At 54.4% G+C, this 14,504-nt stretch carries 12 protein-coding genes; 4 read left to right on the top strand and 8 right to left on the bottom strand.

All coding sequences use genetic code 11. The features are described from left to right. Positions 1-531: 531 nt before the first annotated feature. Together JW953_10735 and JW953_10730 are read left to right on the top strand one after the other, a co-directional pair. A complete protein-coding gene (locus tag JW953_10735) occupies positions 532-1,425 on the top strand; it encodes an NAD(P)-dependent oxidoreductase (GenBank protein ID MBN1993169.1) in 894 nt (297 codons plus the stop codon). 5 nt (positions 1,426-1,430) lie between these two features. After that, complete coding sequence (locus JW953_10730) at positions 1,431-2,441, top strand: dipeptide epimerase (protein MBN1993168.1); 1,011 nt, start codon at positions 1,431-1,433, stop codon at positions 2,439-2,441. Positions 2,442-2,447: 6 nt separating this feature from the next. Here JW953_10730 and JW953_10725 read toward each other — a convergent pair whose 3' ends face one another. From JW953_10725 to JW953_10695, 7 genes are all read right to left on the bottom strand, one after another. Beyond that, complete coding sequence (locus JW953_10725) at positions 2,448-3,677, bottom strand: ABC transporter permease (protein MBN1993167.1); 1,230 nt, start codon at positions 3,675-3,677, stop codon at positions 2,448-2,450. 10 nt (positions 3,678-3,687) lie between these two features. Next, positions 3,688-4,740, bottom strand: coding sequence for an ABC transporter permease (locus JW953_10720; GenBank protein MBN1993166.1), 1,053 nt, complete (start codon positions 4,738-4,740; stop codon positions 3,688-3,690). Positions 4,741-4,854: 114 nt separating this feature from the next. Beyond that, a complete protein-coding gene (locus JW953_10715; protein ID MBN1993165.1) occupies positions 4,855-6,783 on the bottom strand; it encodes an ABC transporter substrate-binding protein in 1,929 nt (642 codons plus the stop codon). A gap of 657 nt (positions 6,784-7,440) precedes the next feature. Then, entirely contained in the window at positions 7,441-8,439 is a 999-nt protein-coding gene (locus JW953_10710; GenBank protein MBN1993164.1) for a transporter substrate-binding domain-containing protein, read from the bottom strand. After that, positions 8,426-9,184, bottom strand: coding sequence for an HAD family hydrolase (locus JW953_10705; protein ID MBN1993163.1), 759 nt, complete (start codon positions 9,182-9,184; stop codon positions 8,426-8,428). Before JW953_10705 ends, JW953_10710 begins: the two co-directional genes overlap by 14 nt. A 234-nt stretch (positions 9,185-9,418) precedes the next feature. Further along, positions 9,419-10,405, bottom strand: coding sequence for a formylglycine-generating enzyme family protein (locus JW953_10700; GenBank protein MBN1993162.1), 987 nt, complete (start codon positions 10,403-10,405; stop codon positions 9,419-9,421). 118 nt (positions 10,406-10,523) lie between these two features. After that, positions 10,524-11,729 (bottom strand): ABC transporter substrate-binding protein, encoded by a 1,206-nt coding sequence (locus JW953_10695; protein ID MBN1993161.1) that lies wholly within the window; start codon positions 11,727-11,729, stop codon positions 10,524-10,526. A gap of 148 nt (positions 11,730-11,877) precedes the next feature. Here JW953_10695 and JW953_10690 point away from each other — a divergent pair, with 148 nt between their 5' ends. Both JW953_10690 and JW953_10685 read left to right on the top strand, forming a co-directional pair. Beyond that, a complete protein-coding gene (locus JW953_10690; GenBank protein MBN1993160.1) occupies positions 11,878-12,189 on the top strand; it encodes a hypothetical protein in 312 nt (103 codons plus the stop codon). Between the two features lie 154 nt (positions 12,190-12,343). Next, positions 12,344-13,006: an adenylate kinase gene (locus JW953_10685; protein MBN1993159.1), complete on the top strand. Its 663-nt coding sequence runs from the start codon at positions 12,344-12,346 to the stop codon at positions 13,004-13,006. Between the two features lie 280 nt (positions 13,007-13,286). Here JW953_10685 and JW953_10680 read toward each other — a convergent pair whose 3' ends face one another. Continuing rightward, complete coding sequence (locus JW953_10680) at positions 13,287-14,255, bottom strand: YafY family transcriptional regulator (protein ID MBN1993158.1); 969 nt, start codon at positions 14,253-14,255, stop codon at positions 13,287-13,289. Positions 14,256-14,504 lie beyond the last annotated feature (249 nt).

Below are 14,504 nucleotides of genomic sequence, written 5' to 3'. Positions count from 1 at the left end.
GAATGTCATTTCGAGGCCATAAGCCGAGAAATCTCCTTCTAAAGGTACGGTTTCGAGGAGATTTCTCCTGTAAGCGTAGCGGCGTCGGATGACATATCCGCCATTGTTACTGAAAGTAATGGTTTCAAACTAATACACTGTCAGACAAATTTTGACGGGTAGGGGCACGGCCTTGCGCCTGCCCCATATGGGGCGACCGCAAGGGTGCGCCCCTATCCCAATCTATCAGAATTAACTTGACGGTGTACTAACCTCAGTATAAGCTCGGGCAGCGGCACTGCTGCCTCAAATTTTTATTCCATTTCTAAGGCCCAATTTTACAGGTCAGTAGGGAATCTGGCAAACGTGAACATAGTTAAGAACTTAGGATGCAATAACTTCCACATTCGGCGATAAAATAGCCAGGTGTTGTGTTTCCATTTGCAGAACTTATTTGATATCTAATCCTAAGCAAAGCAAAGATTTGCCCCTATGAGAGAGATAATTAAAATCAAGTTGCCTTGACAATCTGAATGAGAAAGGAAATTAGTGATGACAGAAAAAATTGGTTTCATTGGCCTGGGCATTATGGGCCGGAGCATGGCGAGCAATATTCTCAAGGCCGGATTCCCCTTGACCGTGTGGAATCGCACCGCCGGTAGAACCGCGCCGCTGGTGGAAGCCGGCGCGCAGGCCGGCAGCGATCCGGCCGACGTGGCCGCCAGGAGCGATATGATTGTTATTTGCGTTAGCGACACGCCGGACGTGGAAGCGGTTGTGCTGGGCGAACGCGGCGTGCTGGCCGGAGTTAAGACAGGCAGCGTGGTGATTGATTGCAGCACCATCAGCCCCAGCGCAACGCGCCAGTTGAGCGCGGCCCTGGCCGAAAAAGGCGCGGCCATGCTCGATGCGCCGGTAAGCGGCGGCAGCGAAGGGGCGGCCCAGGGCACGCTGTCAATCATGGTTGGCGGCGAGGCCGAAACGTTTGAACGCGCTTTGCCGGTGCTGCAAGCAATGGGCCAAAAAATCACTCACGTTGGTTCATCCGGCGCGGGGCAAACGGTGAAGTTGGTGAACCAAATTTTGGTGGTCAGCACCATGCTGGGTTTGGGCGAGGCGCTGCTTTTTGCTCAGGCCGGTGGGGTAGATTTGGCGAAAACGCTGGAAGCGGTCAGCGCGGGAGCCGCGGGCAGTTGGACCCTTTCCCATCGCGGCCCGCAGGTCATTCGCCGCGATTTTCGGCCCGGTTTCGCCATTGATTTGCAGCAAAAAGACGTGCGCCTGGTGCTGGAAGCGGCTGACAAAATGGGCGTGCCTTTACCCGGCACGGCGCTGGCCCATCAACTATACAATACTTTGCAAAAGCGCGGTTTGGGCGGCGACGGAAATCATGCGTTGGTGAAGGCGTTAGAATTTTGGGCCGGGTTTGAGATTGAGCCGGTATGAGGTTAGTGGTTGAGCCCATCACCCTTACCCTCAAAACCCCTTTTCGGATTGCTCACGGTACCAGTGTGGTTCGCCATAATGTGCTGGTTCACCTGGGCGATAGCGTTGGCGAAGGCGCAATTATGCCTTACGGCGGCTATACCCAGGCCGAGGTAGTAGCCTACCTACAAAACCTGGATGCGGCTGGTTTGTTGGGAGACAACCCGTTAGCCTTGGAAGATATGCTTGACCGGCTGCCCCCCGGCCCGGCTCCGGCTCGCAGCGCCATAGACATCGCTCTGCACGATTTCTGGGCCAAACAGTTGGGCTATCCGCTCTATCAGTTATGGGGGTTGAATCCGGCGCAAAGTCCACTCAGCGCCATCACCATCAGCATCCCCACAGACGAAGCGGATTTGCGGCAACAAGTGCGGGCTGTGGCGGGTTTCCCCATTATCAAACTAAAACTGGGGACCGGCGATGTGCAGGCCGACGAAGCCATTGTGCGTATGGCGCGCGCGGAAACCAACGCTCGCCTTTGTGTAGACGCCAATAGCGCCTGGAGCGTGGACGAAGCCGCGCACCTTATTCCTCGCCTGGCGGCTTATGACTTACTTTTTATCGAGCAGCCCCTGCGCCGGGGCAACCTTGAGCACTGGCAGCGGTTGCGTTCGTTGCTGCCCGGCCACATGCCGCCGCTCATTGCCGATGAGAGCGTGCAACAGGCCGGTGACATTCTGGCTTTAGGGGGCGGGGCCGATGGGGTCAATATCAAATTGAGCAAGGCCGGCGGCTTGCGCGAAGCCCGCCGCATGATCACCCTGGCCCGGACATTGGGTATGCAGGTGATGTTGGGCTGCGCCACCGAGAGCGCGGTGGGCATTACGGCCGCGGCTCACCTGGCCCCTCTGGTAGATTTTGCCGACCTGGACGGCAATTTGAACGTGGACAATAATCCTTATGCGGGGGTGCGGCTGGAGCAGGGAAAACTTTGTTTGCCGGCGGGGCCGGGGTTGGGGGTGACTCGTTTAGGGTGAGATTTTTTATACCCGCAGGCGCGGGTCGAGCGCATCGCGCAAACCATCGCCCAGCAGGTTGAAGCCCAATACGCTGAGCATAATGGCCAGGCCGGGGAACAAAACGGCCCACCAGGCCCCGGTGGTCAAGTAGCGATAACTGTCGCCGAGCATGGCCCCCCATTCCGGCTCCGGCGGAATAGCGCCCAATCCCAAAAAACCCAGGGCCGCCGCCGAAAGAATGGCCCCGGCCAACCCCATAGTGGCCTGGACAATGAGCGGCGATAGGATATTGGGGGTAATGTGACGAAAGAGAATCCGGCCCTGGCCCACGCCCACGGCCAGCGCCGCCGAAACGTATTCCTCGCGGACCACGCTCAACACGGTAGAGCGGGCCAGCCGGGCAAACACCGGAATGGCCACCACGCCAATGGCAATCATCCCTTTTTCCAGGCCCGGCCCAAGCATGGCCACAATCGCAATGGCCAGCAAAATGCCAGGAAAAGCCAGGATAATGTCCATGAGGCGCATAATGATGGCCGAAATAAGCGGCCCCCCCAAGGGCAAGGCCACCAGGCCGCCAATGAGCAGCCCCAGAATTCCGCAGACAACGGCCGTAGCCAAAGCAACCGTCAGGGCCGGCAAGCCGCCGAATACGAGTCCTATCCCCCCAAAAAGAGCCACCCGCGCCGTTTGGTTGCCGGCCAGAAGATTATCCCAAAAGCCGGCGCCAACTCCCAATAGGCAAAATAAAACAGCCTGAAACCATTGCCCGGCAATCCAGGCCGACACGCTGCCCAGGCACAGGCCTATCCCCCCAAAAAGAATAATGCGTCCTGCCGGTCCTACCGGCATACTTTCGTAGAATCCGGCCAGCAGGCCAAGCAGGCTGCCAATTGACAAAGAGATGCCCACCGCCACCAGGCCCACCCGCAGCGAGTTCCACCCGCCGTGAGCCACGCGGCGGAAGATGTCGCGCCCCAATTTGTCGGTGCCAAAGGGGTGAATTGAGGGAATTTCCCCGGTGGGACTCAGGTTGGGCGCTTTTAATTTTAAGGAATAATCAAGGTCTGTCTTGGGGTCATATTCCCAAAAAAAGTGAGTCAGCGCCGCAGATAGAATAAAAAAAACTACAATGGCCATGCCCAGGCGGGCCGTGTTGCTGGAGATCAGGCGTCGCCAGGCGTCTCCCCACAGCGAGCGATGCTTGCGCATAGAGGCGGCGGTCAGGCTAATCTCTTGGGATGTTAGTTCCATAATGGGGTCCTCAATCGTAATGAATCCGCGGATCCAGGTAAGCGTAGGATAGATCCACCAGCAGGTTGACCAGCACAAAAACAAGGGCAATCAGGAACGTGCCGCCCTGGACCACGGGATAGTCGCGCCCCAGGATGGCATCATAAACCCATTTGCCAATGCCGGGCCAGGCAAAAATTGTTTCTGTTAAAATGGCCCCGGCCAGCAAAATGCCGGTTTGCAGGCCGATGATGGTGATGACCGGCAGGAAGGCGTTTTTTAGGGCATGCTGGATCAGAACAGCTCGTTCGCTCAGGCCTTTGGCGTGAGCGGTGCGGATATAGTCGGCGTGCAGCACCTCCAGCATGCTGGAGCGAGTCATCCGGGCGATGATGGCCATAGGAATGGTAGCCAGGGCGATGGCCGGCATGATCAGGTGTTTTAAGGTATCCCACAAGGCCGGCAGGTTGGCCGTGATCAGGCTGTCTATAAGGAAGAAATTAGTAATTACGGTCAGTTTTGTATCATGGTCCAGGCGACCGCCGATGGGAAACCAATTCAGCAGAACGGCAAAGAGCATGATTAACATCAGGCCCAGCCAAAAAATGGGCATTGAAACGCCAATGAGCGAGCCAACCATACTGATCCCGTCCCAGATAGAGTTACGCCGGGCCGCCGAGACAATCCCGGCAGGGATGCCGATAGCCACCGCCAGGGCCATGGCAAATAACGACAACTCAACCGTGGCCGGAAAGCGTTGTTTCAGTTCGTCGGCTATAGGGATGCGGCGATGGATTGAATTGCCTAAATCTCCCTGTCCTAGGCGATATAAAAAACGTAGATATTGGCTGTCAAAAAAACCCGCAAAGTCATTGTTTTCCAGGGCTGCCGGGTCCAGAAACAAGGGTCGGTTAAGGCCAAACTGCGCGCGGATTCGCTCTACGTTCTCTTGGGCGGCATGCTCGCCCAACATCGCCACCGCCGGGTCGCCGGGAATGAGGCGCAGCAATAAAAATATGACCACGGTAACACCTAATAAGGTGGGTATCAATGAAATCAGCCGTTGCAAGAGGTATCGGGTCAAGAGCACCTCCACTTTAGGATCAGGGGGCGCGAGATAGCCCCGCACCCCCTGGATGATGAATATGTTTATCTTGTTCCCAAACTCCAGTTTGGGAACAAGATAATTTTTTAGCGCCTACTTGGCAATGACTACGCCTTCAAAGTAATCTGCGCCAACGGGTTGGGGCACGTAGCCGCTGATCTTCTTGGAGAAGAGAAGCGGCGTGTTATTGTGTGCCATCCACAACCGGGCGGTGTCATCGTACAGTAGTTGTTCCACTTTTTCGTAGATTGCCTGGCGTTCAGCTTGGTCCGGGTTGATCGCAGCCTGGTAGAGCAGCCTGGCTACTTCCTGGTTGGCGTAGAAGCCTTCGCGCGGGTCAGGCTCTTTTACGGCGTCTGCGGAGCTCAAACCGCCAAAGAAGTAGTTGAGGAAGTTGTCGGGGTCGCCGTTATCGCCGCCCCAGCCGAGTTGGTACAGTCCAACGAGCAGGCCATTGCGCCGCAGGCCCAGATAGGTGGGCCAGTCGCCGGCCAGTTCTAACTGCACATTGATACCCGCTCTGGTCAGGTCGGCGGCCTGGGCCTCCCCGATTTCCTTGGGGCTGGGATGGTAGAAGCGGGTTATGGGCAAATAGTACAATTTTAGCGGCATCTTGTCGCCCGCTTTATAGACTACGTTGCCCTCCGCATCCATAATATCCTCGGCGATGGTTACTTCGCTCAAGCCATCGGGATAACCGGCGTCGGCCAGTAATTTTTTGGATAGCTCTGGATCGTAGGTCCAACCCGGAATGGCCTCGTTGTGACCCCAAACCAGCGGCGGCAAGAAATTGGTGGCTACCTCGCCATACGCTCCGAAGAAGTTTTTAGTCAGGCCCTGGCGGTTGATGGCATGGGCAATCGCCTTGCGAACGTTGGGGTCCTGGAGTTCCTTAATTTTGTAATGGAACGCCAGATAAGCGGTATTGAGGGCGGGGCGGGCCTTGACGTACAGGTTGGGGTCGGCCTCAGCCGCGGCAATGTCTTCAGCCGTGGCTTGCTCCAGCCCGTGGATGTCGCCCGATTTCAGGGCCAGGAACCGGGCCGAGTCGTCGGGGATAACCCGGAACACAATTTCGTCAATGGTGGGTGGACCACCCCAATAGTCTTTGTTGGCCGCCACCGTGATGTGGTCGCCTTCAACCCATTCCACAAATTTGAACGGCCCGGTGCCCACACAGCCGGCCTCGGGCAGGCCATAATTCTCGCCATACTTTTCGATGGCGGCCGGGCTGGAAATGGCAAATATGTCCATGGCCAGGTTGGCCAGGAACGGGGCCAGAGGCTCTTTCAAAACGAACTTGACCGTATAGTCATCCACCTTTTCGACGCTGGAGATGATGCTGTCGTCGTCAAAGCCAAACCACATGTACTCGTAATATTCGAATACCTGGCTGGCAAAGTGGTAAGGGTTGTCGGTAAATTTCCAGCGGTCAAAGTTAAAGAGGACGGCGTCGGCGTTAAAGGGGGTGCCGTCGTGGAATTTGACGCCCTGGCGTAGCGCGCAGGTCCACTCGGTGCTGTTCTCGTTGGCGGTACACTTGGTCGCCAGCGCCGGAATCGGCTTGGTGGAGCCGGGTTCGTATTGATAGAGCGGTTCCAGACATTGGCCGGTAACGCGGAAGCTTTCGCCGTCGGTGACAATGGCGGGATCGAGCTGGACCGAGTCGCCGCCGCGGCCAAAGATGAAGGTGCCGCCGGCAACCGAGCCGGTATCGGTCAAGAAGGCCGTTGCCTCGTCATTGCTGGGCAGATAAATGACCCAGCCCACCTCAACCAGATCCGGATTATCAATCTCGTTGAAGGAGTCATCTGCCGCAGCCTTCAAATTGGTGTAATAGACAATGGCCGGGTAGGCCAGCGGGTCGCCATATTCTTTGTCGGCCAGCTTTGATAGCCAGTCGTCGGCTTGAATGGTGTAGGCGGTGCCCCCGTCTTGCTGGGGCGGCGCGGCAGTTACGCCTACCGGCAAGAGGGTCAAAATCATGGCCACTAAAATTAACCAACTAAATTTTTTACGCATAATCAATCTCCTTTTCATTTTTTTGAAATCAGGTTTACTTGAGTAGCTCTGTAAATATTAGTGTCTCTTTGCATATTTATCAGGTCTACCCCACTACCACGTTTAATGTACCCTGTAATCCGCTAAACATCACCCCTTTCTAAAAAATTGAATGAAGGTGATCATTCTCAAGAATCGCGCTGATCACTACCTGATCATATAAATACCGACGTTTGAAACGACGACCATTGGCAGCAAGCAAGTGTGATTCAGGTGCTCCTGTTTATGGGGAGGGTATGGGGAAATAGCGGCGCTAAAGATAAGATTGGCAGGAGTTGGCAGATTCTTCATTGAACCACTCGTCACTTCTGCCCCTCAGCTTGGCTGTGAGGGGGGCAAATATTTTCTGTAACTATTCACCTTACCATGTCATTCTGAGGCCAGAGGCCGAAGAATCTCCATGGGGCATAACGTTGCGTCGGTTTTGATATATTTCATGGAGATTCTTCGCTCGTTCCTCGCTCAGAATGACATGACCTGAATAAATACGATCTTATGTTGCCGAGAATAAGGTAGAGCCTATAACCTGGACTTTAGACGTTGTTTAGATGGCAAGTATAACAAAGGAGTTCAAATATGTCAAGTAAATTAATCTTTTACACCTTGGCCTCATTGTGTTCAGGGTGATGAGGTTGGAAGATGGCTTAAATCTTGCTCATACCAACGCAGATAGATTTCCGACAGGATTCCCTGTCGCTGTAAGCGGGCCAGAATTTTATCAATCTCGGCGAGGAGTCGTTCTGTTTTTAGCCCATCTTGAGGCACAACGGCAATGGCCAACGGCCGGAAGCCAATATGTTGGGCCTGGGGTGCCATTTTTACCGCCAGTCCGCTTTTGACGGCCTCTTGTAAAATTGGCGTAGGCCCCAAAATAGCATCCATCTGGGCCTGTGGCTGGCTATTGGCTTCACTTAGTTGATGGATGGCTTTGAGCAAATTGCTCACGGGAATCGGTTGAATATTGGGCGGGATTTGGGGCAAAAGCGGTTGCCCGGCTACGGTCAGCGTTTGGCCGGCAGGTGCTAAAAGCTGTTGGTAGGCGCTGTATTCCAATACAATCACCTTTTTGTTTGCTAAATCGTTAAAGGTTTGGATAGTATTTTCATTGGCCGGAATGAGCACGCCCATGGGCATGTAGCCATAAGGCCGGGAAAAAGCCACCATTTCGGGAGCCTGGTCAAAAGGAGTCAACAAGGCAATGGCCACATCCCATTCGCCCTGCCATTGACCGCTGGCCAGGACAGGGGGGTAGGCTTCAACCAGTTCCAGTTCCAGGCCCAAATCGGCGGCTATTTGATGAGCCACATCAACTTCAAAACCGTTGAGCGCCCCGCCCGTAACGGCATTGGAAAATCCGCGAAAAGCGGGCGGCGAAAATTCCGCCCCCGGCCATACCCGGATGCCAACCCGGACGAAGCCTTCTTCCAGCAAACGGTCAATCAGGTCCGAGCCGTCGCCCGGCTGGATAGGGGGAATGAGGAGGGGGGTGGGAGTAGGAGTAGGGGAAGAGAGAGGTTGGCCGGTGGGGGTGGGGGTTGGTTGGCATTGGGCGGCGAGGAGAAAGATGAAGAGGATAAGGACGAATTTGGGGATAAGCCGTTGTTTAACTTTTTTCACGGTTCGCAGCAATTTTGTTATTGGACGAGGTGGCCAACGCTCCTTCATTACCACTGACTCTCTCAAGTAACCGGGGCAATTGCCCCATGTGTTCCAATTCATAATACCCATTATGCTCACCGGGATGATGCTCTACCATTTCGTGGGCCCAAGTAACGTGATAAGGAATGTACACCGCATGCCCGCCCAGGGCAATCACGGGCAGAATGTCAGACTTTAGCGAGTTGCCTACCATCAAAAATCGCTGTGGCCTGATATTGTGCCGGGCCAACAGGTTGGTGTAAGTTTGCTGGGTTTTGTCGCTGACTACTTCAAGGTGTTGAAAATAGCGGCCCAGGCGCGAACGGGAGAGTTTGACCTCTTGATCCAACAGGTCGCCTTTGGTAATGATCATAAGGGGATATGATTTGGCCAACAGGCTGATTGTTTCTTTCACGTGCTCCAAAAGTTGGGTATCATTGGCGATCATCTCCCTGGCAAACTTGATGATCTGTTTAATTTCTGCCCCCTGGATTTGGCCGCCGGACAGGTTGATGGCCGTCTCAATCATTGACAGGGCAAAACTTTTGATGCCGTAGCCATAATCTTTCAGGTTTTTCATTTCTGTTTCATAGAGCTGCTGGCTAACCGTTTCGCTGTTGGCATATTCGGCCAGCAAGATCACCAGTTTTTTTTCAACATTGGCGTACAAAGGTTCGTTATGCCAGAGGGTATCGTCAGCATCAAAGGCAATTAGGTCAAACATTAAATTCGTCACCTCACCTCAAGCTCAAAATTGTATATCAACTTGGCAAAAACAAAAAACGCCCGGCTTTATCTCAAACCGGGCGTTTGGAATAAGTGAACCACAGATTTCTAAATTACTCAGCGTAACGCTTGGCGGCTGAAATCAGGTGCGTCCCAAATTTAAGCAGACCCTAAGGGCTTCTAAAACCTTCAGGGTTTATTCTCAAAAAATGGGACAACCCCGCTGAAATCATTATTGCGCATCGCGGGTGCAGCGGAAACCGATATCGTCGTTGGCGCTGGAGCCAGGCGGTCCAGCATTGCGGTTGTAGGTTGTAACCAATTCGCCTTCTTCGCCGTCAAACCAGCCGCCGCCCCGGTTAACCCGGTTTTCTTCACCAAAGAAACGGTCGGCATCGGGGGCTGCACCAGGGTAGGCCAGAAAATAGTCCTGCACCCACTCGCGGACATTACCGGCCATATCCTCTACCCCGTAAGGGCTGGCGCCAGCCGGGAAGCTGCCTACCGCCGTAGTCCCTCGGATGCCGCCTTCCTTGAAGTTACCATTGTCGGCCACAAAATCGTTGCCCCAAGGATAGGTCCGGCCATCTTCACCACGGGCAGCCTTTTCCCATTCTGCTTCGGTGGGCAGGCGTTTGCCGGCCCATTCGCAGTAAGCCACGGCATCGTCCCAGGTTACATAAACCACCGGGTGGTTGCCTTTGCCTTCAACAACATCCCGCCAATTTCTGCTATTGCCCTGTTCGGCGTAGGTGACGTAGCCCGTTTGCTCGGCAAATTGAGCAAATTCGTCGTTTGTCACCTCAAAACGGTCAATTTCAAAGGCCGGCACATCAACTTCATGGGCCGGCCCGTTTTTAGGTTTGCTGCCATCTTGGCCCATGGTAAAAGGCCCGGCCGGAATCAGGATCATGTCTTCAAAGAGAGGGCCTGAAGCGGCCGGCTCGGGTTCGGTAACTTCAGCCTCGCCTTCAGCCTCGGTCGTCCCCTCTTCCGCCGGCGGTTCAGTGGGGGCTGGGGTTGGTGTTGGCCTGGGCGTGGGGGTAGGTGGGGCCGGTTTGGAAGTCGGCGTAGCCAAGATAACGGGGGTGGGTGTGTCGCCTGTTACCTGTTCGCCGCCGCCGGCTGCTTCGCCGCCGCCGGCCTGTTCAGGCGGGCCGCATGCGGCAAGCAAAACTATAGCCAAAAGCAGAGTGATCACAAAAAGAAACTTTTTCATTCGAATTGTCCTCCATTTTTTTATTTTGAACTTGCAAGTTTACTTTTTTGCTCAATAAAGTCAACAGAGCAGTATAGCAAAGCTTGAGGCGGGTGTCAAAATGATTGGGACAAGACCATCACTCTTGCCGGGGTACAATGGATGTAAAAAAAACAAGACTTTGCCGATCAATGTAAAGAATGGGGGCCGGCTTGAGGGGATTATGTTGAGCGTCAAAACTCATTTGGCCCGTTACCCCGGTAAACTTACCTTGTTCCAAAGCCTGAGCTATGGCGGCAGGCTCAAATGTGCCGGCTTGTTCAATAGCCGTAATCAGCACATTGGCCGCATCGTAGCCGAGGGCGGCCAGGGTATCTGGCTCAATGGCATAGGTAGCTTTATAGGCATTGGTCCAGGTTTTTACCAGGGGACGGTTCTCAGCCGCTGCAAAATGAGCGGTAAAATAGCTACCTGCAGCCACCGACAGGTCAAGTTCGGGAGATTCCCAGCTATCGCTGCCCAACAAGGTTAAGGCTGTTGGAATTTTGGTTGGGGCTTCCGCCAGGCCCGATTCTTTGAGTTGACCGGCTACCTGATTGACCAGAGCGGCATCAGCCGGTAAATAGATGATCTCAGCTTGGCTCTGACCAATGGCCGTGAGAACGCCGGCTAAATCGGTATGGCCGGGGGTATAACGGCCCTGATAGACAATTTTGCCGCCGTGGGCGGCGAATTGTTGGCTAAAAGTTTCGGCCAGGGCAACGGCGTAATCGTCGCCGGCCGGGAAAAGCAGCGCAGCCTGATTGGCCTTTAAATTATCGCGGGCAAATTGAGCCGCCGCCCGGGCTTGCCACGGCCACACATAGCTGATCCTAAAAACCATGGGTCGCGTTTGGCCCCGGCCGTCAACCGTAACCAGGGGATGAGTGGCAGTGGGTGAAATCATCAACGCTTGCTCTGATTCAACTGCCGTGGCTGCGGCAATGGCGGCTGTGGAGCAAAGCGGGCCGATGATCAACTGATGTCCTTCGACGATGGCCTGTTGGGCCGCCTGGCGGGCCGGTTCAAACCGGCAGTGGGTATCGTAATTGGTCCATTCAATTTGATGGTCCAGCGCGCCGCCCTGCTCATTCCATTTGTCAAAGGCCATGATCACGCCGTTGCGCATGAACCGGCCAAAGGTGGCCATTTCGCCGCTGGCGGGAGAGAGCAGGGCGATGCGGACCACCGGGCCGGTGGGCGTGGCCGGTAAAGGCGGTGGGGGTGGAGAGTGGCATTGAGCGGCCAACAAAAACAGCACCAGGATAAAAGATACCGTTTGCAGAAAATGTTTGGGTGAAGGCATAAACTTTATTCCGTAGTCCTTATTTGGTATGGTAACTGCCAATTATATTCCCCCTCAAACAAGAGTCAATCAAACCTGCTTGCCAATAAAACCGGCAGCGAGTATAATCTGTCTGAATATAATGAAGTCTAAATCAGGAGAGATTAACGTGCCTGTTTCAAAACATCGCAAAAAGAAAAAACAGAAAAAAAGCGGCCCGCCGCCGCCAAAAAGTGTGGCTGCTGCGCCCAAAAAGAAGATGACGACGCAGCAAATTTTAATTATTGTGATCAGCGCGTTGGTGGTGATCAGTATGGCCGCCGGTTTTTTGGTTAGCGGCAGCAGCCGGCGGGCGGCCCAGCCAACACCCACCTCGGCCCCAGGGATTTTCTTTGGAACGCCGGCCCCTGAAGAGCAGGGTGGAGAGGAAGCGGGTGAGGCGTCGCCCGAAACGACTGCCGAACCGACCACGGCAGAATAGCATATTTAACGTGGCCTCAAATTTTTAGCTCTTGCTCAAAAAGGCCGGTTAATGATTGATCAACCCCAACAAATCCGCCCGTTGTAACCCCATAGTTACAGGACGGATTTGTTTTTTACTTCTCCATCAAACCAAGAAAGGAATTTTAAACGTAATGAAGATTGACATTGTAGTATTATTTGGCGCGCCTGGCTCCGGCAAGGGCACGCAAGCCGAACAGATTTGTGAGCAGTTTGAGCTTAAACATATTGCCACCGGCGACCTGTTCCGCGAGAATTTAAAGAACGAAACCGAGTTGGGCAAGTTGGCCCAAACTTACATGAACAAGGGCGAGTTGGTGCCGGATGATGTGACCGCGGCCATGCTCAAAGATCGGCTGCAAAAGCCCGATACCAAAGGAGGGATCATTTTGGATGGTTTCCCTCGCACCCTGCCTCAAGCTGAAGCTTTGCAGGGAATTGTTGATGATTTAGGCCGGGGTGTGAATGGCGTTTTGTATATCAAAGTGTCAGACGAGGAATTGGTGAGTCGCCTGGCAGGGCGCTGGATTTGTCGCAATTGCCAAACGCCCTTCCACACCAAATTCAAGCCGCCGGCCAAAGAGGGCGTTTGCGATGTTTGCGGCGGCGAACTCTACCAGCGCGACGATGACAAACCCGAAACCGTGCGGGCGCGGCTTAAAACATTCCACAACCAAACCGCCCCGTTAATTGATTATTATCGTGAAGCCGGTCTACTGATCGAGGTGGACGGGGAAGGTGAGGTATCGGCGGTGGCGGAGCGGGTTATAGCGGCCATGAAGAAGATGGCCGGATAGTTTGGTGACTGCTCAAGTCTGGACACAGTTTTGACCTTCCTGTCTAACGGCCAATGACCAACGACTATTTTTCTCGTTCATCCTTCGTCCTTCGTCGGTGAAGGCCGGGTCATTAAACCTGATCGAGACTGGGCCACTCTATTGAGTGGCCCAGTTTTTTTATCTAGCCTGATCATCACCTTCATTTTTTTCTCTGCGCGGCTCCAATGGGGTGGTAGGCGTCCAGATATTTTTCAAAAGGGGTAATAGCACTGCTTGGAGCATCATCTTCACTCCTTACCTATTTCGTATAGAGATTAGTTACCTGCTCTGCCATATTTAACATCTGTTTGCGCAGCGCCTGCGGCGCTATTACCTCTACTGCCGTGCCTAACCCCAGGATTTTCTGGCAGGCCGCCTCCGGCGATTCAAAGGTGAGGGTCAAGGTGCAACACCCTTCATCATCCGGCGCCCCCGCCTGCTCAACCAACGTGTGAATCCCCTCACCAAACATTTGCACCAGGCTGGGAATCCCTGCCGGGGCCACGCGCAAGGTGACCCCGTATTTTTCGTGCGAAGCTTCAAATTGAGCGCACCAGTTAGCCCAATAATCGGCCAGGCTAAAATCCGCCGACCGTTCAAAGGTGCTGTCGGTTAACACCGCTTCCTGGATGCGTGATATCCGAAAGGTGAGGGTCATTCTTAGCACGCCGGCCACTACGTACCACACACTGGTTTTGGCCACCAGGCCATAGGGGTCAATCAAACGTTTCACCCACGCGCCGTCGCCGCGACGATAGACAATTCGCACGCGCCGGTTTTGCCACACGGCATCCTGAATGAGGGATAAATAGGGGGCCGGTTCAGCCGGTTGAAACCAGACCGCCGGGTCCAGGTGCAGGCGCTGCCGGGCCAGTTCCGCATCCTGGCGGAACGGCGCGGGCAGCGAGGCCAGCAGTTTGAGCGTGGCGGCTTCCTGGGTTTTGTCGGCGTGCAGGTCGGCAAACAGGCCGGGCACGGTGAACATAAACAGGGCGCGCACTTCTGCGCGGGTGAGGCCGGTTAAATTGGTGCGATAATCATCCAGCAAGGAAATGCCCCCACTGGGGCCACGCTCGGAATAAACCGGCACCCCGGCAATGCTCAGGGCGTCCAAATCGCGGTAAATGGTGCGGGGCGACACTTCCAATTCTTCGGCCAATTCTTCGGCCGTCATCCGGCCCCGGATTTGTAAAAGCATGAGCATGGAAAGCAAGCGATCGGCGCGCATGGTTGGCCCCTTTCCCCAGACCCGGCAGGCGTTAAACCCATAACTTCGGCTCACAAAACCCGTCAAATCTGGCCTCAAAATACTGACACAGGATGTCAGGAATCGTTCCTTATAATAGTAGGAGCGTTGTCGGTAAAACAGGTTCAGGCGGGGTGGACAGTTGAAGATGCTGATTCAACCTCCATTTTACTCATTAAACCAAGATAGCAAAAAATTAAGGAGGTCGTTATGTATCAGGGTAATTTGTAT

Source organism: Anaerolineae bacterium (assembly GCA_016931895.1).
In the GTDB taxonomy this organism is placed as follows: Bacteria; Chloroflexota; Anaerolineae; order 4572-78; family J111; genus JAFGNV01.
Note: the sequence above shows the minus strand (reverse complement) of the source record. Positions and strands in the feature narration are given on the sequence as shown.